Below are 20,319 nucleotides of genomic sequence, written 5' to 3'. Positions count from 1 at the left end.
GAAATAGGTTGTGGCGGCTGTCACACGGTGAGCTGCCGGACTGTGCGTCGAACGGTCACCCGATCGCGACGAGCGGCTCCGCCGCCCGTGCGCCTTTCTGGTTGCGGGAGCTACCAAAAAGGCTCACGGGGAGCGGAGCTCCCTCTCGCGGTCGGAGCCCACCCCGAGCCGCTCGGGGGCGTGCATGCGGGTGAAGATCCGACTGAGGTCGGCGGGAATCTGACGCTTCGTCGCCTTGCTGACCAGCACCATCGTGACGAAGGCCAGGGGGACGCTGACCGCCGCGGGGTAGGCGACCATCGCCGCGGGCCAGCCGTTCCAGACGTCGACGGTGATGAAGCCGCCGAGCACCGAGACCCCGGCCGCGCAGCCGGCGACGAGCCCGCCCGCGACCATCCCGGCACCCGCCCCGGCGGCGGTCAGTCCACGCCACCAGATGCCGAGCACGAGCAGCGGGCAGAGGGTCGACGCCGCGACCGCGAATACCAGCCCGACCGTGCGCGACAGGTCCAGCGACGTCACCGCCAGCGACAGCACCAGCGGCACCGCCCCGGCGAGGACGGCGGCGATCCGGAAGTCCCGGATCCGCCCGCGCAGGACGTCGGTGCTGAGCACCCCGGCGATGCTGACCAGCAGACCGGACGACGTGGACAGGAACGCCGCGATCGCCCCGGACGCGACCAGCGCGGCGAGGAGTTGCCCGGCCCACCCGGAGATCACGGAGCCGGGCAGCAGCAGGACCGCGGCGTCGGACGTGCCCGTGATGAGCAGTTGCGGCACGTACAGCCGCGCGAACACCCCGAGCAGCGTCGGGAACAGGTAGAAAACTCCGAGCAGCCCGACCACGGCCAGCGACGTCAGCCGCGCGGCCCGCCCGTCGGGGTTGGTGTAGAACCGGACGAGCACGTGTGGCAGCCCGAGCGTGCCGAGGAACGTGGCGAGGATCAGCGAGTACACCTGGTACATCGGGTGGTCGCCGCCGAATCCCCAGCCGGGGGCGATCCAGTCGGAGTTGTCGGCGGGAGCGCCCGCGACCACGGGCACCGGGGCGCCCGCCTCGAGGGTCATCGACGTGCCCTCGCCGAGGTGGTGCTCGCCCGGCTCGAGGAGAACGTCACCGCTCGCCGGGGCCCCGTCGATCGTCCCCGACCCGCCGACGGTCACCGGTTCGGACACCTGCACGACGACGTCGGTGGTGATGTCGACCGTGGTCTGCTCGCTCACGGAGGGTGGTGCGGCGGCGCCCAGCTCGTGGTGGTCGCCGAAGAAGTACACCGACAGCACCAACGCCGGGATCGCGACCGCGGTGAGTTTCAGCCAGTATTGGAAGGCCTGGACGAATGTGATGGACCGCATGCCGCCGCCCACCACGTTGGCGATGACGATGAGCCCGACGACGACGGCCCCGACCCAGGTCGGCACCCCGAGCAAAATATTCAGAGTCAGCCCTGCGCCCTGGAGTTGCGGGACGAGGTACAGCGCGCAGACGGCGGCGACGACGAGCATCGCGAGGGTGCGGAGCCGGCGGGAGCCGAGCCGGAACTCGGCGAAGTCGGGCACCGTGTACGCGCCGGAGCGTCGCAGCGGTGCGGCGACGAACAGCAGCAGCCCGAGGTAGCCGGCCGTGAACCCGATCGGGTACCAGAGGGCGTCGGCACCGTATTTCGCGATCAGGCCGGCGACACCGAGAAAGGATGCGGCCGAAAGGTACTCGCCGGAGATGGCGGCGGCGTTCCACCGCGGCCCGACGCTGCGGGACGCGACGAGGAAGTCGGAGGTGGTGCGCGCCAACCGCACTCCGTAGATGCCGATGGCCACCGTCGCGACCGCGGCCGCGGCGAGACCGGCCAGGGTCAGCCAGGGAATGGGTTGGTCGGTGGTCACGGGATGCTCAGTCGTCCACCAGGTCGGCGAATTCCTGTTCGTTGCGCTCGGCCTGCCGCACATAGATCCAGCCGGTGGTCAGGAGCACCGGGTACACGAGCGCCCCGAGCACCACCCACGGCAACCGGATCCCCAGCACGGCCACGTCGGACAACGCCGGGAACAGGAACATCACGAGCGGCACCGCGCACAGCAGGCACGCCGCGAGGAGCGCGAGCCGGATGGCCAGCACGAGCTGGGTGCGCACCAGCCCCCGGATCATCGCGTCCCCGACCGCGGTCTGTTCCTGCACCTCGACCCGGGTGCGGACGATCCGCGCACCGCGGCGCTGGGCGAGCACGACCCGAACCCGCTCGGGCGAACTCATCGCGCGGTCCACGTTTGTTTCGGCGCCCGGACCAGCCGGTCCTTGAGCATCCGGGTGTGCCTGCGGCTGACCGGCAGTTCGACGGGCGGGTGGTCGCCGTGCGCGCGGAGGCACACGACGAGACCGTTGCCGACCGTCCGGATTCCGGTGACCCGCGGCAACGCGACGAGATACGAGCGGTGGACTCGCAGGAACCCGGCGTCCGCCCAGCGTGTCTCCAGTGCCGAGATGGGGATGCGGACGAGGTGGGAGCCGTCCGCGGTGTGCAGTCGGGCGTAGTCGCCTTCCGCTTCGACCCACTCGACGGAGGACCGGTGCACGAGCGTGGTGATGCCGCCGAGTTCGACCGGGATCACCTCGTCGGTGGGGGCGGCCGGTCCCGCGTCGACCCGCCTGCGGCGCCCCTCGACGATGCGGCGCACGGACTCCGCCAGCCGCTCCTCGCGCAGGGGTTTGAGGAGATAGTCGACGGCTCCGAGGTCGAATGCGGCGACGGCCCGGTCGTCGTGGGCGGTCACGAACACCACCTGCGGTGGGGACGCGAAGTTCGCGAGGATCCCGGCCAGCTCGAGACCGTCGAGTCCGGGCATGTTGATGTCGAGAAAGACGGCGTCGATCTCGCCGTCGCGGAGTATGCGCAGCGCCGTGGTGGCATCTCCCGCGGTCCGGATGTCCCCGACCGCGTCCTGGGCGCGCAGCAGGAACGCCAGCTCGTCGAGGGCGGGTTTCTCGTCGTCGACGGCCAGCACGGTCAGGGGTGCGTCCGGAGACTTGTCGTCAGTGTGGTTCACAACGACAGCAATCGTCGCACGGACTCTTCCCGTTCACGTCGAGATCCCCCGCCGGAACTTCGGGACGCGCATGCTCACCTTGGTGCCCGCACCGGGCGCGGTCTCCACCACGAGTCCGTAGTCGTTGCCGAACGCGGCGCGCAGGCGGTCGTCGACATTGGCGAGCCCGACGTGCGCCGCCTCCTTCACCCCCGACGTCTCGGCCACCGAGTCCAGCGACCCCGACCGCAGCAGGTCGGGATCCATGCCGACCCCGTCGTCCTCGACGCTGATCACGCAGTCGGTGCCCTCGTCGGCGGCGACGATGCTGACGGTGCCACCGTCCGGTTTGGCGGCGATTCCGTGCCGCACCGCGTTCTCGACCAGCGGTTGCAATGCAAGGAACGGCAGCACCACGTTCAGCACCTCCGGCGCCACCTGCAATTTCACCGCGAGTGCGTCGCCGAACCGGGCGCGCTCGAGGGTGAGGTAACGGTCGATGTTGCGCAGTTCGTCGGCCAGCACGGTGAACTCCCCCGCCGTACGGAACGAGTACCGCGTGAAGTCGGCGAACTCGAGAATCAGTTCCCGGGCGCGATCGGGATCGGTGCGGACGAACGACGCCACCGTGTTCAGCGCGTTGTAGATGAAATGGGGGCTGATCTGCGCGCGCAGCGCCCGGACCTCGGCGCGGTCGAGTCGGGCGCGGGACGCGTCGAGGTCGGCGAGTTCGATCTGGCTGCACGCATACCGGGCGACCTCTGTGACGGCGCCGAGCATGCCCGGGCCGGGGTCTTCCGTGGTGACGATGCCGAGCACCCCGACCACGCCGGTGGCCTCGATGAGCAGGGGCTGGGCGATCAACGCCCGCACCGCGTTGTCGCCCGCGCCCCGGACGAGGCCCCCGTAGGCGACGAGCACCCGGCGCTCCCCGTCGACGGCGCGGGCGGCCGCATCGTGCAGTTGTTCGGTCATGGCCTCGTGCGGTCCGCTCCATGCGAGCAGGTCACCGGCGGCGTCGAAGACGCCCAGCGCCTGCGCGCCGGTCAGCTGGCGCAGGTGCGGCGCGGCCTCCTCCGCCGACGTCTCGTCGAGTCCCCGCCGCAACGGCCGCGCCGCCAGCGACGCCGTGTGCAGGGTGGTGTGAACGGCCCGTTCGGTGGGGGTGGTCAGCTCGCGCCGGGCGCGCAGCCACACCGCGGTGAACGCGACGACGGGAATGAGGACGAGCAACGCGACGACGGCGACGACGGTTCCCGTCATTCGCCGGCGTCCAGTCGGGCGATCAGGGTCTTCGGGGCGACGGTGCGGTAGGCGTCCTCGACGATGTCGGCGACGTCGTCCCAATCCTGCGGGACGTCGAGAAAGACGCCGATCCACCCGCGTCCCCCGACGTACGGCGGGACGAAGAACCTGCCGGGATCACGCTGCACCCAATCCTGCTGCGCCCCCGGCGGAGCCGCCGCCCAGAACGACACCCGGTCGTCGTGGTGACGGTCGGCGAGTGACGCGAACTGCGGCCCCTTGCGGACGAACCACGCCGGTTCGCCGTGACTGACCCGTTCCGTCGCCTCGGGCAGGGCGAGGCACAGCGTCCGCAGCCGTTCGAGATCGCCGTTTTTCACGGTGTTCCTCCCTCGGGACACGTGTCGGGTGCGGGCACGCCGGCGAAGCGGTCGGCGATCCACTGCACCGCGCCGGGGACGGAGCGCCCGTCGGCGTGCCCTTCGCCGGGCCGGGAGTCGAACTCGACGACGTCGCCGAGTGCGCACGCGTGGTCGACGGCCTGCGAAGTCCATTGCGGCAGAATGAGGTTGTCCCGCTCCCCCACGACGACGAGCATCGGCCCGCCCGCCCCGTTCTTCGGCAGGGCGATGTCCTCGAGCCACCCTCGCATGCGCTCGGCGTCGGCCTCCGTCCGCGGACCCGTGTCGGCCGGGGTGAGTTGGGTTGCCACCGTCCACTTCTCGGGGAGTTTCGCGGCGACGCACGACAGCGTGACATCGGGAGTGGCGGCGAGCGCGCCGCGCATGTAGTCGTCCGGATTCAGCTCGGGGTGCACCACCTTCAGTCCCTCGAGGAGGTAGGGAAGGAACATCTTCTGCGGCCACGACAGAGGTTCGACGGTCCCGTCGGCGACGATCCCCGACAGATCGGCCGCGGGTGACAGGTTCGCCGAGCCGACGAACTCGAGCCCGTCGCCGTAGTCGTCGGCGTGCTCGGCCGCGGACCACGACGCCTGACCGCCCTGCGAGACCCCGATCGCCGCCCAGCGCGTCGACGCGTCCGGCACCACGTTGCGCGCCGCCCGGACCGCGTCGATCAGGTCGTAGGCGGCGGTGTCGGGTTCGAGATAGGGATGCGGGCCGTCGGTGCCGAGTCCTTGGTAGTCGGTGACGGTCACGACGTACCCTCGCTGCAGCAGCGGGCGGACGAGGTTCGTCGTGCCCAGCAGGGTCGGCGACGACGAGGGGGCGCACTCGTCGGTGACGCCGGTGGTGCCGTGCCCGACCGTGACGACAGGCCGGCCGCCGTCCGGTGCGGGGCCTGCGGGAGTGAAGACCGTGCCCACGACCTCCGAGCCGCCGCCGTCGACACCGGACGTCGACCGGTAGACGACCCGGGTGGCCGTAGCGCCGAGTGCGGTGATCGCCGGATCGATGTCGGGCACCGGCTCCTGGCTCATCAGAGCGCCACGCTGATCCCCTGTCGGCGCCTGCGGACCGGAAGGGGCGGAGGGCGCGGCCAGCGAGGTGGTGGGAGACGGGCCCGGGGACGCCTCGTCCGTGGCGCAGGCGGTCAGCGCCACGACACCGGCAAGGGCGACCACGGCGGTTCGCACCGGACGCACACCCACCTCGCACCTCATTCGCGCCGTCTCCGCACCCGCTCCTCGGCTGCTGCCTCCTCCACATCGAGGCCTTCCAACACGCTACGCATCACCTCGTCGTCGAGCGTGCCCGCGTCGCGGGCGGCGATGATCGCCTCGCGTTGCGCGCGCAGGGCCGCGCGACGGTAGTGGTCGAACAGTGCGCCGGCCCGCTGCTTCTCCGCGGCGTCTTCCGCTTCCTCGGCCTGGAGTCGCGCCCGCATCGACCGACGCACCCGGTCGAGGATGTCGGTCAGGTCGGCTCGGTCGATTCCCTCCGGCGGGTGTGTGGCGAACTCGACGAGGGCCCGTTCGCCTGCGTCGCGGGAGATCGCGCGGGCCAGCTTCACCTGTTCCTCCTCGCGCTCGCGTTCGCCGGGATCCGCCAGATCGAGTCTTCGGATCAGCAGCGGCATGGTGGCGCCCTGGATCAGCAGCGTGCCGACGGCCACGACGAACGCGATCGCCTGGATCACCTCGCGCCCCGGGAACGGCTGCCCGCTCGCGATGACCACGGGCACACCGGACGCGGCGGCGAGCGTGACGACCCCGCGCATTCCCGCCCAGGACACGACGAGGCTCTCCCGCCATCCGAGTTCCACCGAGCCGCCCGGCGCCTCGATCGCCAGCCCGACCCGGCGGCGGAGCCAGTGCAGCAGGATCCACGCCGGCCGTATCGCCATGACCACGAAGAGGACCGCGAAGCCGTAGAAGAAGACGTGGTGCACCGGTAGGCCCTGGTCTCGGACGTCGTCGATGACGAACTTCAGTTGCAGTCCCATGTAGGCGAACACGAACATCTCGAGCAGGAGGTCGACGCTCTCCCACAGCGACCGCTCCTGGATGCGGGTGGCCACGGAAGCGTCGGTGGCCTTGTGCCCCATCAGGAACCCCGCGGCGACCACCGACAGCACACCAGAGGCGTGCACCTCCTCGGCGGCGAGGTACGCGGCAAACGGGAGCATCAGCCCCAGCACCGTTTCCAGCGGGGAGTCGTACATGCGGTGACGCACCCACTCGACGATCTTGGCGAGCACCAGTCCGATCAGGACCCCGCCGACCACCTCGTAGCCGAAGAACACCATGGGATGGACCGGGATCTTCGCTCCGACGACGGCGGAGACGGCGACGGTGAACAGGGTCAGCGCGGTGGCGTCGTTGACGAGTCCCTCACCGGTGAGGATCGCGATCACCCGGTTCGGCAGGCCGAGCCTGCGGCCGACCGCGACGGCACTGACCGCGTCCGTCGGCGCCACCACGGCGCCGAGGACCAGGGCCGCGCCGAGCGTGAATTCGGGGACCAGCCAGTTGGAGAAGAAGGCCACCCCGACGGCGGTCGCCAGGACGGTGAAGATCCCCAGCCGGAGAATCGGTGCGAGGTGGCGCCGGAACGTGGCCACCGAGAACTTGAGCGCCGCGGAGTACAGCAGCGGCGGCAGCACCACACCGAGGATGGCCTCCGGGTCCAGTTCGAGGCGTGGCATCCCGGGGATGAACGACGCCGCCGACCCGATCGTCACGAGCACCAGCGGCGCCTGCAGGTCCCGGCGCTTCGCGAAACTCGTCACGGCGATGGCCGCGATGATGACGAGGAGCACGAGGACGCCGTTCACGACACCGATTCTGCCGCGCCTGCCCGCCGTGCGCGGGTCATCTCCGAAGACGCGCGTGGGCCCCGGTCCGAGAACCGGGGCCCACGCGCGTCTGTGTGAGAAGTGTTCACTCCTTCGGAGGAACCGCCTTCTTCGCCGCGTCGGCGGCCTTGTCGATCTTGTCGCTGTACTTGCCGCCGGTCTTGCTGTCCGCGACGTCGGCGGCCTTGTCGATGGCGCCGTGAACCTTGTCCGCGTTCTGCGAAGCGGCTTCCCTCCCCTTGCCCAGCAGGCCCTTCAGTGTGTCGACGAAACTCATCGTTCTTCCTCCTCCGGTGCATGCGCACGCATTCCGACCGAGTTCGATCACTCGCCGTGCACCCAGTCTCACAGCATTGGCTCGGCGACGCCAACCGTTCGAATCGTCGCGAGCGGTAGTCGCGTCAGTGCACGCCCGGCAGGTCTTCCGGCACCGCGAAGAGGCTGCGATGCTCACCGTGCAGGCGGCCCGTCACCCACCATCCGATTTCGACGAGAACCACTCCCACGAGCCCGCACACGAGAGCGGAGGTCGTGGCGCCGACGTCGGTCGGATCGAGTTTGAAGAACTCCCGCGTGAACGGCAACGCGAACAGGATGAGATATCCCGCTACGGATCCGAAGATCAGCACCAGTTTCCACCACACGTACGGCCGCGCGACCACGGCCAGCACCCACAGCGCGATCATGATGAGGGTGATCAGTGCCGACGTGCCCGCCTGGATCTTCTGCGTCTCCGTCTGATCCGGGCCGGCGTAGACGAGGAGATACGAAATGAACGTCGTGACACCGATGATCACCCCCGACGGCACGGCGAGACGCATCACGCGCGGCACGAAGCCGGAGCGCGCCCGCTCGTTGTTGGGAGCCAGCGACAGGATGAACGCAGGAATGCCGATGGTGAACCAGGCAGCGATCGTCACGTGCCGCGGCAGGAACGGATACGGCACGGGCTCGAAATGGAAGATCTGCGACAGCACACCGGTAATGCCGATGAGGAACGCCAGAAGCACCGAGTACACGGTCTTGGTGAGGAACAGGTTCGAGACGCGTTCGATGTTGCCGATCACCCGGCGGCCCTCACCCACCACGTAGGGCAGGGTGGCGAACTTGTTGTCCAGCAACACGATCTGCGCCACCGCGCGGGTGGCGGGGCTGCCCGAGCCCATCGACACCCCGATGTCGGCGTCCTTGAGGGCCAGCACGTCGTTGACGCCGTCGCCGGTCATCGCGACGGTGTGACCGCGAGACTGTAAAGCCCCCACCATCTCCCGCTTCTGATCGGGGCGCACGCGGCCGAACGTGGTGGACGTTTCCAGGGTCTCGGCGAGAGCGTCGCGGTCGTCGGGCAGTTCGCGGGCGTCGACGGGACGGTCGCCGCCGGGCAGTCCGAGCGATCCGGCCACCGCGCCGACCGACACGGCGTTGTCACCCGAGATGACCTTCACCGTGACGTTCTGGCTCGCGAAGTACTCGAGGGTGCCGCGGGCGTCGGGACGCACCCGCTGCTCCAGGATCACCAGTGCCCGGGGTGTGATCGCGCCCGGCGCCGCGGGGTGGTCGACCGGAACGTCGCAACTGCCGAGCAGGAGCACCCGCAGTCCCGAGGACCCCACGTCCTCGGCCTGCCTGGCCATGTCGCTGCCGGGGTCGAGGAGCACGTCCGGCGCACCGAGGACCCAGTTGCCGTGGGTGCCGTACGACTGTCCGCTCCACTTCTCGGCCGAGGAGAACGGCGCCTCCGCCGTGGCGTCACCCCATCCGGGGTCGTCGGGGAACGCCTCCTTGATCGCGAGGATGCTGGCGTTCGGCCGCGGGTCGGACGCCGCCATCGCGGCGAGTGCCGCACGGGACGGTTCGGTGTCGGCGGTGTCGGCGCATCGCAGTTCGGACAGCCGCATGCCGTTCTCGGTGAGCGTTCCGGTCTTGTCGGCGCACACCACGTCTACGCGTGCGAGACCTTCGATGGCGGGCAACTCCTGCACGAGGCACTGCCGCTGACCGAGCCGGACCACCCCGACCGCGAACGCGATCGACGTCATCAGCACCAGTCCCTCCGGCACCATCGGGACCAGCGCGGCCACCATCCCGCTCAGCGCCGGCCGGATCGACTCGCCGCTGGAGAACAACTGGTTGTAGATGATCAGCAGACCGGCCGGAACCATCAGATACGTGATGAATTTCAGGATCTTGTCGATGCCGCTGCGCAACTCCGAGTGCACGAGCGTGAACTTGCTGGCCTCGTCCGCGAGTTTGGCGGCGTACGCGTCGCTTCCGACCTTCGTGGCGCGGTAACAGCCGCTGCCGGACGCGACGAAGCTTCCCGACAGCACCTGCTGGCCGGCGTCCTTGTGCACGGGGTCGGCCTCACCGGTGAGGAGGGATTCGTCGATGTCGAGGGACATCGCCTCCACCACGACACCGTCGACGACGATCTGGTCGCCGGCGCCGAGCTCGATGATGTCGTCGAGCACGACCTCCCGGGGTGCCATCGCGACGGCGGCACCGTCGCGGCGCACCACCGGTTTGGTCTGGCTGACGATCGCGAGTTTGTCGAGGGTCCGCTTGGCCCGCACTTCCTGGATGATGCCGATCCCGCTGTTGGCGATGATCAGCAGGCCGAACATGCCGTCGATGATCGAACCGGAGGCCAGCACGATGATCAGGAGGACACCGAGGATCGCGTTGATCCGGGTGAACACGTTGGCGCGGACGATGTCGCGGACCGATCGGCCGGCCCGATCGGGCACGTCGTTGGTCTTGCCTGCCGCCACCCGCTCCGCCACCTGGGCGGCCGTCAACCCCTCCACTGCGACGACTGCAACGCTGTCGGTGCCCGTTTCGTCGTATGCCATGGTCAAAGGCTACGCACACACGCTTCGCTCGGAGGGGATGCGCGCCGGACTCAGCCGAGCGCGGACCACCACGGTGTCTGGGCCGCCGGCTTCAACGCGTCGATGCGCTGTCCGGGCATCGGTACGGCCACCGGGGTGCCCTTCTCCTGCGCGGCCGCGAGCAGCCGGACGATCGGCTCGGACCACGAGTGGAACGCGAGGTTGAACGTGGCCCAGTGCACCGGCACCAGCAGACCGCGGGTGCCGTCGTCGCCGTTGAGGTCGGCGTGGGTCTGCACCGCCTCCTCCGGGTTCATGTGGATGTCGGCCCACCGCGTGTCGTAGGCGCCGACGGGCAGCAGCGTGAGATCGAACGGCCCGTACCGGCGGCCCAGGTCGGCGAACCGCGGCGTGTACCCGCTGTCGCCGCCGAAGAACACCTTCCGGTTCGGTCCGGCGAGCACCCACGACGCCCACTGGGTGGTGTTGCGTACCAGCCCGCGCCCGGAGAAGTGCCGGGCCTCGGTGCACGTGAGCGTGAGTGCGCCGAACGTGGTCGACTCGTCCCAGTCGAGTTCCACGATCCGCTCCTCCGGCACCCGCCACTGCCGCAGGTGCGCACCGAGCCCGACCGGAACGACGAACGGCGCCTTCTGCGTGGCGGCGAGTTGCTGCACGGTGGCCATGTCGAGGTGGTCGTAGTGATCGTGCGAGACGACGATCGCGTCCAGAACGGGCAGGTCGGCGAGCGGGACCGGGGTCGGGTGCATGCGGGACGGACCGAGAATCGCGGACGGCGACACCCGATGACTCCACACCGGGTCGGCCAGCACCCGGAACCCGTCGACCTCGACGAGCACGCTCGAATGGCCGTACCAGGTGACCGCTGCGTCGGCGGCCTCGACGGGCGCGAGGGGTGTCGCGAGCGGGATCGGCCTGCGCGGGCGTCCCGCGCTGCCCCGCGTGATCAGTGCCTTGACGATCCCGGTCTCCGATCCGGGCAGCATCATGCTGCTCGGATCGGTGTTGTGGAACTGCCGGTCGCGGTACCGCGGCGACGTCGCGGCGTATGGGCGCACCTTGGCACGCGACGCACCGATCTGAGAGGGAAGCCCCCACGCGGCCCGCGTCAGCCACCCGAGGGCGGCGGTGGCCAGAACAGTCGTCACAGCGTTCTTCGCTTTCACCCCGACAACTGTAACCACGCGTGCGGGAAAGGTGCGGCGAGCGGCTACTGACCCCGGAAGACCGGCGGACGCTTCTCGGCGCGTGCCGCGCGCGCTTCCTGCGCGTCGTAGCTCTTCCACGCCGCATGCAACGCCGCGAGCTGCTCGGGCGGCGGCGGGCTCTGGGTGCCGTCGTCGTTGAGCACCATCTTGAGGTGCTGCAGCGACAGCGGCGCCAGGCGCGCGATCGAGTGCGCCCACTGCTGTGCGACGGCGAGGTCGCCGCGCTTGTTGGCGAGGCCGTGCGCGAGTGCCTCGTCCGCACCGACCTCCTCCGCACCGAGCAGGATCGTTCGTGCCGGTCCGCCGCCGATCAGGGCCGCCAGACGGTGCACCGTCCACCGGTCCACGGAGATCCCGAGTTTGGCGGCCGGGATGGCGAAGCGCGCCTCGGGAGCGACCACACGCAGGTCCGCGGCGAGCGCCAGCTGGCTGCCCGCGCCGATCGCGGGGCCGTTGATTGCGGCGATGACGGGGACGGGCACCGAGTCGATGGTGTGCAGCATCTCGAGCAGCGTGTCCGTGAATCCGTCGGCGTACACGTCGCCCGACAGGTCGGCGCCGGCACAGAACGCGCTGCCCTGCCCTGTGAGGACGATCACCCGTGCGCCGTCGGTGACGGACTTCTCCGTCTCCTCCCGCAGGTGTTCGCAGATCTCGGTGTTCAACGCATTGCGACGGTCGGGGCGTTGCAGTTCGAGGGTGAAGACGTCGCCGTCACGACTCGTCCCGATCATGTCCACTCGCTTTCTTCGTGATTGCTGTCCATTGACGATTCTCCGCTGCCCACCCGACTGGACGTCTGTAGCCAACCACAGCCGAATCGGCCGGAACACACGAGGCTCTCCGGTAGTTGTGAGGGTGGAGGTGAGGACCGACATGAACAGCGATGTGGACGTGGCCGTGATCGGCGCGGGGCAGGCGGGGCTGTCTGCCGCCTACTATCTGCGCAGGTTCGGGGTGGAACCGGAGTCCGGTTTCGTGGTGCTCGATCACGCCCCGGGGCCCGGCGGCGCGTGGCAGTTCCGGTGGCCGTCATTGACACTGAGCACCGTCAACGGTGTCCACGACCTTCCCGGGCTCGGCTTCGCCGACACGATCGGCGTGGACCCGAACGACCCGGAGGCCGCGCTGGTGCATGCGGCGTCCGCGGTCCCCCAGTACTTCGCGACATACGAGAAACAGTTCGAACTGCCGGTGCACCGTCCCGTGCACACGCGGGTGGTGTGTGCGCGCGGCGAGCGTCTGCGGATCGAGACCGACCGCGGCGTCGTGTCGGCCCGCGGTCTGATCAACGCGACGGGTACGTGGGAACGCCCGTTCATACCCCGCTACCCCGGCGCCGAGTCGTTCACCGGCCGCCAGGTGCACACCAAGGACTACGCCTCGGCGCAGGACTTCGCGGGACAGCACGTGCTCGTCGTGGGCGGTGGCATCTCGGCGGTGCAGTTGCTGGACGAGATCTCCCGCGTCACGACCACCACGTGGGTGACGCGCCGCCCACCGGAGTTCCGGGACGAGCCGTTCACGCCCGAGATCGGCCGTGCCGCCGTCGCTCTCGTCGAGGACCGGGTCCGGCGCGGGCTGCCGCCGGGTTCGGTGGTGTCGGTGACGGGACTGCCCGTGACGCCTGCGATCCGCGCCGCCCGCGAACGCGGGGTGCTGGCGCGGCAACCGATGTTCAGCGAGATCACCGCGGACGGCGTCCGGTGGTCCGACGGCCGCGAGCTGAAGGTCGATGTGATCCTGTGGTGCACCGGTTTTCGCAGTTCCCTCGATCACCTTGCCCCGCTGCGGTTGCGCGGGCCGGGCGGCGGGATCACGATGACAGGACGCCTGGCCACCCAAGTGGCGTCGGATCCGCGGATTCACCTCGTGGGCTACGGCCCGTCGTCGTCGACGATCGGCGCGAACCGGGCCGGGCAGGCCGCGGCCCGCGAACTCACCCGGCACCTCGGCGTGCCGGCCGGATCCGAACGCCCTACCTGATCAGCGAGGCGACGAACGCCGCCTGGTCGGGGCCGGCCTGGTACATGCTGCCGAAGTGACCGCCCGAATACACCCGGTAGTCGAGATCGGTTCCTGCACTGTGCATCTCGGCGACAAGCTTCTCCGTCAGCGGGATCGGCACCGACGCGTCGGTGACCCCCTGGACGAGCAGCAGCGGGCGGTCGTAACCCGCGACCGGGACCTCGAGATACTCGCGCAACGCGTCCTGCAGCGCCGGGACGTCGAGTGCCCGCGACAGCATCTGCGCCACCGACACGTTGCGGGTCATGGCCGCGAACTGCCGGAACGGCACTTCGGGAGCGGCGTCCACGAACTGCTTCCCGACCGGGGTCAGGTAGCTGTCGATGTCCAGTTCGGGATACGCGTCACGGACCCCGGCGATCAGGTACGAGATGTACACGGTGAGACCGGCGAGGCCCTGCGGCGGAAACAACGGACCACTCCAGTTCGCCACCGTCTCGATGTTCGACGGCACCCCGTTCGCGACTGCCCCGCGGTAGTCCAGTTCCGGCGCGTACGTCGTGGCAGCGTGTGCGGCGAACACCGCGGCCTGCCCGCCCTGGGACAGTCCGACCGCCATCCATCTGGCGGAGAGATCGGCATCGATCGCCCTGGCGGCGCGCACGGAGTCCACGACGCTGCGCCCGGCGACCTTCCCGTCGAGGTAGGGCGGCACCCCGGGGGTGCCCAGGCCCACGTAGTCGGTGGCGGCCACGGCGTAACCGAGTTGCAGCCAGCTGCTCACGTAGTCGGAGGATTCCCTGTCGACCCCGGTCACGGACGGTGCGTCGGCGTCGGAGTCCCCGACCGTTCCGTGCGCCCACGCGATGACGGGCCAGCCCCCGGCGGGCGGTGAACCGGGCGGCACGAATACCATCCCGGTGCACGGGGTGATGCCGTGCCGGTCGGTGGTCAGGTATGTCATTCGGTAGGCACTGCCGGTTCCGCGGAGCCAGAGTTCCGCCGGCAATTCGGACGAGGCGACGACCGTGCCGGGGCTCAAACCGGCCCGCAACGGAACCGCACCGACAGTTGGTGCCCACAGCACGCTGACCAGTGCGAGCAACGCCACGATGCGCCACCACCTCCGCACCTCTCAACGGTAGCTGCGCGGGGGTGGCGCAGTACTGTGAATCGTCCACCCGCAGGGGACGGGCGGACGAACGAGATCGGGAGAGCGGAAAACACATGAGCGACGACGGCACGATCCTGACTCCCGGTGACACGTGCTGGCAGGTTGCCCACGCCGATCGTCTCGCGTGCATCATCGATGCGGCGGACTACTTCCGCCATGCCAAGTCCGCGATGCTGCAGGCTCGCAGGCGCATCATCCTCATCGGCTGGGACTTCGACACGAGGATCAAGTTCGAGCCGGACGAGAAGACGCTCGACGGCCCCAACCAGCTCGGCCGGTTCCTGGCCTGGCTGACGCGGGAACGCCCCGATCTCGACATCTACCTGCTCAAATGGAACATCGGAGCCTTTACCGCGATCGGGCGCGGCATGACGCCGATCTTCGTGGTCAACTGGGTGACCGACCGCCGCCTGCACTTCGAACTCGACGCCGCCCACCCCGTCGGCTCGGCGCACCACCAGAAGATCGTCGTCATCGACGACGCGCTCGCGTTCTGCGGCGGCATCGACATGACCGTGGACCGGTGGGACACCCCGGAACATCGGGACCGCAACCATTACCGGACGCAGCCGAACGGCAAGCGGTACGGGCCGTGGCACGACGCGACGACCGCCGTCGACGGGGACGCGGCGAAGGCCATCGGCGAGCTCGCCCGCACCCGGTGGAAGGCGGCAACGGGGCAGGATCTGGCGCCCGTCGACGAGATCGCGGGGAGGACGCCGTGGCCGGAGGGGCTGAAGCCGGCGATGCGCTCCGTCGACGTGGGCATCGCGCGCACGTTGCCGGAGCTCGCCGCTCGGGACGAGGTCCGGGAGATCGAGGCCCTGTATCTGGCTGCGATCGCGGGCGCCGAGCGGACGCTGTACATCGAGAGTCAGTACCTGGCTTCCCGCACCCTCGCCGAGGCGATCGCCGCGCGACTACAGGAACCGGACGGACCGGAGATCGTGCTGGTGCTGCCGCGCAATGCCGACGGCTGGCTCGAGCAGAAGGCCATGGACGGCGCCCGCCGCCGGTTGCTGCACCTGCTCTGGCAGGCCGATACCGGGAACCGGCTGGGTGTCTACTACCCCGTCACGGCGGGCGGTGAGCCGATCTACGTCCACGCCAAGGTGCTGGTGATGGACGACCGGCTCCTGCGCGTGGGTTCGTCGAACCTCAACAACCGGTCGATGGGCTTCGACACCGAGTGTGATCTGGCGGTCGAGGTCACCGCGGACACGGCGAACGGTGAGGAGCTGCGGCAGACCATTCTCGGAATTCGCCGTCAGCTCGTCTGCGAGCACCTCGGTGTCCCGGCCGGGCTGTTCGAGGACACGCTGACCGAGACGTCGTTCCTGGGCACCGTGGAGGCACTGCGCGGCGGCGGCCGGACCCTCGAGAAGTTCGAGCCGGAGACGGTCGAGGACGAAGACAGTCCGCTGGCCGAGAACGAACTGATGGATCCCGAGCGCACACCACCCAGCCTCTGGGAGCGCACCAGCCGGGGCCGGCTGCGGCGCAGGGTGATCCGGCGTCAGAAGGCGGCCGGTTCGGTGCCGTAGATCCGCCGGTAGTCCTTGCGGAATGCCCGCCGCCCCAGGATCGACCACGCCATCCTGGCTGCGAAGGGCATCTCCGACAGGAACATTCGACGCTCCTCGGGGGTCGCCCCATGAAGGATGAAGCCGAGGAACACCAGCAGCCGGTCCTTGGGGATCGACGCGCGGCCACGATCGCCCATCTCCTGCCATTCGGCGAGCGTCATGAACTGCTCCGCCATCGGGAGGATCCGCTGCTCCTCCTCGCCGAGGTGCTCGTCGAGCGCGGCGGACAGCGCGGTCAGCGTCTTCGCCAGCGGCTCGCCGTCAATCGCGTCCGCCGTGAACGCGGCACCCTGCGACTGCGCCCGCGACAGCAGTTCGGAGATGCGTTCGTGCTGTTCCTCCATCCGCAGCACCAGCGCCGCGTCGGTGGGCGCGCGGTCGAGCAGCTTCGGCCACAGCAGGTCGTCCTCACTCGTGTGATGGTGGTGCAGGGCGGTGGCGAGTTCCGCGAAGAACGTCACCACCTCCCCGGCCCGGGCGGTGTCTCCGGCGGGAACACCCCGGACGAGTGCGGGCAGCGCGGCGAACTGGCGACGGAAGCAGTCGTGGACCACCACCATCTCGCGGGTGTCGGGGCGGACGGTGTGGGCAGTTGACGTAGTCATGGGATCAGGGTCGGCTCGGCGCCTTGGAGAGCACTTGGAGGCCACTAGTGCTTACGCTTGCTGAACGATGCTGCGTATTCGAGTACTCGGGACGCTCGAGGCGGAGGACGAATCGGGGGCGGTGGACCTCGGCGGCCCCCGCCAGCGCGCCGTGCTCGCGTTGCTGCTCGTCGCGCGCGGCGAGGTGGTGCCGGTGGATCGGCTGATCGACGATCTCTGGCACGGCGCTCCCCCACCGCGGGCTGTCGGCGCGCTTCAGGCCTACATTTCGAATCTGCGCCGGGCGCTGGAGCCGCACCGCGCGCCCCGAGCGGACTCCACCGTCCTGGTGAGCCGGGCCCCGGGTTACGCGCTCACCCTGCCCCCGTCCGGTGTCGACGCGTGGGAGTTCGAGAACCTGGTCCGGTCTACCGCCGACACCGGGCGAGCCGATCTCGAGCGCGCACTGAGCCTGTGGCGGGGGCCTGCGTTCGCCGAGGTGGCCGGTGAGCACTGGGCTCTCACCGAGATCGCCCGGCTCGAGGAACTGCGGGTGGTCGCGCGCGAACGTCTGGTGGCGGCCGCCCTCGCGAGCGGCGATGCGGCCGGCGCCGTGCTCGACGCGCAGACCCTCACCCGGGAACACCCGCTCCGGGAGGAGGGATGGCGGTTGCTCGCTCTGGCCCTGCACCGCAGCGGGAGACAGGCGGACGCCCTCGCCGCGTTACGCGAGGCCCGCGGCCGGCTGGCGAACGAACTCGGCCTCGACCCCGGTCCCGCCCTGACGGAACTCGAACGCCAGATCCTCACCGGCACCGTCCCGGCCGCACCCGCACCCGCCCTCGCCGCCGGGCCCGTCGACACCACCCCGGCCCCCTGGTTCCTCGGCCGCAGCGAGGAATTGGCGACCCTGACCGATCTGATGGCCGACCCCGGCACCCCCGTGGTCCTCCTGGGCGGCGACGCCGGATCCGGGAAGTCGTCGCTGCTGCGCCGGTTCCGTCGAACGTTGCACTCCGCCGGGTGGCAGGTGGCGGTGGGTCGCTGCCCCGAAGTGGACGGCGCCCCGCCCGCGTGGGCGTGGGTGGAGATCCTGCGCGCACTGGCCGAGAAGGTCGACCCCGGCACCGAGACGGCCGCGCTGGCACCCCTGCTCTCCGACGACCGTTCGCACGCGGCGCGGCCGGACGCTCCGAGCGGACGGTTCCTGCTGCACCGTGCCGTCGCCGACTACATCCGGACCGTCCGCGAGCACGGTCCTCTCGCCGTCGTCCTCGACGACGTCCACCGCGCCGACGAGGACACCCTGGCGATCCTCGTGCGGCTCGCGCAGCAGCGGTCGCCGATCCTGCTGATCCTCGCGTTCCGCCCGGACGAGGTGGACCCGAACCTGGAGAACTGCTTCGCCGATCTCGCGTCACTGCAGCCGACACGCATCCGCCTGGGCGGACTCGGACCCGAGGATTCGGCCGAGCTGATCCGGCACGTGGCGGGTCGCGACCCCGATCCCGACACCCTCCGCGCACTCGCCGACCGCACCGGCGGAAACCCGTTCTACTTGCAGGAGAGCGCCCGGCTCCTGGCCAGTGAGGGTGAACTGGTGGCCACGTCGGAGGTGCCTGAGGGGGTGCGGGACGTCCTGCGCCGGCGGATCGCCCGTCTCCCCGAACTCACCGTGTCCGTTCTCCGGCTGGCCGCGGTCGTGGGCCGCGAATCCGACATCGACGTCCTCACCCGTGCCGCCGAAATCGACGAGGACGCCGTGTTCGACGCACTCGAATCGGGCGTGATCGCCGGACTTCTCGGCGAGCCGCGCGCCGGGACCGTCCGGTTCACGCACGCCCTCGTCCGCGACACGCTCTACTCCGACCTCACCCGGCTGCGCAGAAGCCGCTGGCACGCGCGGGTCGGGACGGCACTCGAGGAGCTACGGCCGCACGACGTCGCGGCTCTCGCCCACCATTTCACGGAGGCGCTGTCTGCGGCCACCGCGCGGCAGGCCCTCGACCACAATGTCGCGGCCGCGGCGCAGGCCGCCGATCGCTACGCCCACGACGCGGAGATCGGCTTCCTCGACAACGCCCTTCGAGCGGCCGACCGGTTGCCGCCGGACGCAGCGGCGTCCGTGGACGAGCGCATCGAACTCCTCACCGAACTGAGCCGCACGCAACTCGCCGCCGGCAGCGGACTGGCGGGATCCCGTTCGCGGAGAAGGGCTCTCGCGCACGCCCGGGACGCGGGCCGCACCGACCTGGCGATCCGGGTGCTCGCGTTCGTCGACACCCCGACGCCGTGGATCAATCGGCGATACGGCGAAGTGGACACGGCCGTCGTCGATCAGATCGAGGCGTTGCTGCGGCACGAGCAACTGGAACCGGCGGTGCGGTGCCGGCTGCTGGTGACACTCGCCCACGAGATCGGGGCGGAGGATCACGAGCGCACCGGTTCCGCGGTCCGGGAGGCCGAGACTCTCGCCCGCGACCTGGACGACCCGGTGCTGCTCGGGCTGGTGCTCTGCGCCGTCCACGCCGGCACCGGCTCCCCGACGAGCACGCTCGGCGACCACGTCATCGGCGACGAGCTGCTCCGGATCGGCGACCGGACGCAGCTTCCCGTGTTCACCATGCTGGGCCACCACCTGTTGGCCGAGATCGCCTCCGGCAACGGTGACATCCCGGCGATCGAACACCACATGGGCATCCAGTCGGAGCTGGCGGACCGGTATCAGTTCCAGCAGGCGCAGGCGACCCGGGAGATGAGCCGCGCGATGGTCGCTCACCTCACCGGCGATCTGGCCGCAGCGGAACGACACTACGGGCGCGGCCACGAGTTGATGACCCGGGCGGGTCTCGACGCCGACAGCGTCTTCGCCCTCGCACAGTTCACGCTCCGGCTCACCGAGGGACGCGCCGGGGAACTGGAGGCGGTGATCGAGACCGTCGACAGTGCCGCGCCGGACGTGATCGCCGATCTGCACGCCCTCGCGCTACTCGGCAACGGCAAACCGGACCGGGCGCGTGAGGTCCGGCGTCATCTGCGCCCGGTCCGCCGCGACTTCTTCCACTCCCTGATGATGTCGCTGCGGGGCATCGTCGTCGCGCAGCTGGGTGACCGGGACGAGGCGGCCGCCGTGCACGCGGAGCTGAGCCCGTACAGCGGCCAGATCGGCGGCGGCGACACGGCGGCGTTCGCGGTCGGCCCCGTCGACACGATCCTCGGCGACCTCGAGGTGCTCCTCGACCGGCCCGAGGACGCCCGCGCCCACTACGCGGCGGCGCGCGAACTGGCCGAACGTTGCGGCTGCCCGGCCTGGGTGGAGGCCGCGCGCACCCGGGTGACCACCCACCCAAGCGAGTTCCAAGTGGGCCACTAGCCGCCGGGCGCACAGTCGGAGGAGACAGAACCAACCGGCTTTCCTGGAGG

General features: G+C 70.2%; 16 protein-coding genes. 3 read left to right on the top strand and 13 right to left on the bottom strand.

The features are described 5' to 3' along the window. Positions 1–123: 123 nt before the first annotated feature. From FND50_RS07975 to FND50_RS07925, 11 genes are all read right to left on the bottom strand, one after another. Positions 124–1,884 (bottom strand): cation acetate symporter, encoded by a 1,761-nt coding sequence (locus FND50_RS07975; RefSeq protein WP_144285373.1) that lies wholly within the window; start codon positions 1,882–1,884, stop codon positions 124–126. A 7-nt stretch (positions 1,885–1,891) separates the two neighbouring features. Further along, on the bottom strand, positions 1,892–2,251 hold the full coding sequence (locus FND50_RS07970) for a hypothetical protein (RefSeq protein ID WP_011597296.1): 360 nt from the start codon (positions 2,249–2,251) through the stop codon (positions 1,892–1,894). Next, positions 2,248–3,042, bottom strand: coding sequence for a LytTR family DNA-binding domain-containing protein (locus FND50_RS07965; RefSeq protein WP_144285372.1), 795 nt, complete (start codon positions 3,040–3,042; stop codon positions 2,248–2,250). Before FND50_RS07965 ends, FND50_RS07970 begins: the two co-directional genes overlap by 4 nt. Before the next feature lie 33 nt (positions 3,043–3,075). Next, positions 3,076–4,284, bottom strand: a complete 1,209-nt coding sequence (locus tag FND50_RS07960; RefSeq protein ID WP_144285371.1) for a histidine kinase — start codon at positions 4,282–4,284, stop codon at positions 3,076–3,078. Next, the gene (locus FND50_RS07955; protein ID WP_144285370.1) at positions 4,281–4,646 is read right to left on the bottom strand and encodes an MmcQ/YjbR family DNA-binding protein; all 366 of its coding nucleotides are present in this window, start codon (positions 4,644–4,646) and stop codon (positions 4,281–4,283) included. Before FND50_RS07955 ends, FND50_RS07960 begins: the two co-directional genes overlap by 4 nt. Beyond that, complete coding sequence (locus FND50_RS07950; RefSeq protein WP_144285369.1) at positions 4,643–5,890, bottom strand: lipase family protein; 1,248 nt, start codon at positions 5,888–5,890, stop codon at positions 4,643–4,645. Before FND50_RS07950 ends, FND50_RS07955 begins: the two co-directional genes overlap by 4 nt. Then, on the bottom strand, positions 5,887–7,503 hold the full coding sequence (locus FND50_RS07945) for a Na+/H+ antiporter (RefSeq protein WP_144285368.1): 1,617 nt from the start codon (positions 7,501–7,503) through the stop codon (positions 5,887–5,889). Before FND50_RS07945 ends, FND50_RS07950 begins: the two co-directional genes overlap by 4 nt. Before the next feature lie 106 nt (positions 7,504–7,609). After that, positions 7,610–7,801, bottom strand: coding sequence for an antitoxin (locus FND50_RS07940; RefSeq protein ID WP_005244012.1), 192 nt, complete (start codon positions 7,799–7,801; stop codon positions 7,610–7,612). 124 nt (positions 7,802–7,925) lie between these two features. Beyond that, a complete protein-coding gene (locus FND50_RS07935; protein WP_144285367.1) occupies positions 7,926–10,376 on the bottom strand; it encodes an HAD-IC family P-type ATPase in 2,451 nt (816 codons plus the stop codon). A 50-nt stretch (positions 10,377–10,426) separates the two neighbouring features. Next, complete coding sequence (locus FND50_RS07930; protein WP_186301253.1) at positions 10,427–11,542, bottom strand: MBL fold metallo-hydrolase; 1,116 nt, start codon at positions 11,540–11,542, stop codon at positions 10,427–10,429. A 44-nt stretch (positions 11,543–11,586) separates the two neighbouring features. After that, positions 11,587–12,318, bottom strand: coding sequence for an enoyl-CoA hydratase (locus tag FND50_RS07925; RefSeq protein ID WP_186301252.1), 732 nt, complete (start codon positions 12,316–12,318; stop codon positions 11,587–11,589). Positions 12,319–12,460: 142 nt separating this feature from the next. Between FND50_RS07925 and FND50_RS07920 the strand changes: the two genes are divergently transcribed. Continuing rightward, positions 12,461–13,570, top strand: a complete 1,110-nt coding sequence (locus FND50_RS07920) for an NAD(P)-binding domain-containing protein (RefSeq protein WP_144285365.1) — start codon at positions 12,461–12,463, stop codon at positions 13,568–13,570. Here FND50_RS07920 and FND50_RS07915 read toward each other — a convergent pair. Next, positions 13,563–14,663: a lipase family protein gene (locus FND50_RS07915; protein ID WP_144285364.1), complete on the bottom strand. Its 1,101-nt coding sequence runs from the start codon at positions 14,661–14,663 to the stop codon at positions 13,563–13,565. The two genes, FND50_RS07920 and FND50_RS07915, sit on opposite strands and share 8 nt — an antisense overlap. A 116-nt stretch (positions 14,664–14,779) precedes the next feature. Here FND50_RS07915 and FND50_RS07910 point away from each other — a divergent pair, with 116 nt between their 5' ends. Further along, on the top strand, positions 14,780–16,270 hold the full coding sequence (locus FND50_RS07910; protein ID WP_144285363.1) for a phospholipase D-like domain-containing protein: 1,491 nt from the start codon (positions 14,780–14,782) through the stop codon (positions 16,268–16,270). On the opposite strand, the gene FND50_RS07905 is transcribed toward FND50_RS07910, so the two are convergent. Then, a complete protein-coding gene (locus FND50_RS07905) occupies positions 16,243–16,917 on the bottom strand; it encodes a hemerythrin domain-containing protein (protein ID WP_144285362.1) in 675 nt (224 codons plus the stop codon). The two genes, FND50_RS07910 and FND50_RS07905, sit on opposite strands and share 28 nt — an antisense overlap. Positions 16,918–16,984: 67 nt before the next feature. Here FND50_RS07905 and FND50_RS07900 point away from each other — a divergent pair, with 67 nt between their 5' ends. Beyond that, positions 16,985–20,269 carry a BTAD domain-containing putative transcriptional regulator gene (locus tag FND50_RS07900; RefSeq protein ID WP_144285361.1) on the top strand — a complete coding sequence of 1,095 codons (3,285 nt, stop codon included), beginning with the start codon at positions 16,985–16,987 and terminating at the stop codon, positions 20,267–20,269. Positions 20,270–20,319 lie beyond the last annotated feature (50 nt).

The sequence above is a fragment of the Rhodococcus sp. WB9 genome, assembly GCF_007558985.1.
GTDB classification, from domain to species: domain Bacteria; phylum Actinomycetota; class Actinomycetes; order Mycobacteriales; family Mycobacteriaceae; genus Rhodococcus_F; species Rhodococcus_F opacus.
Note: the sequence above shows the minus strand (reverse complement) of the source record. Positions and strands in the feature narration are given on the sequence as shown.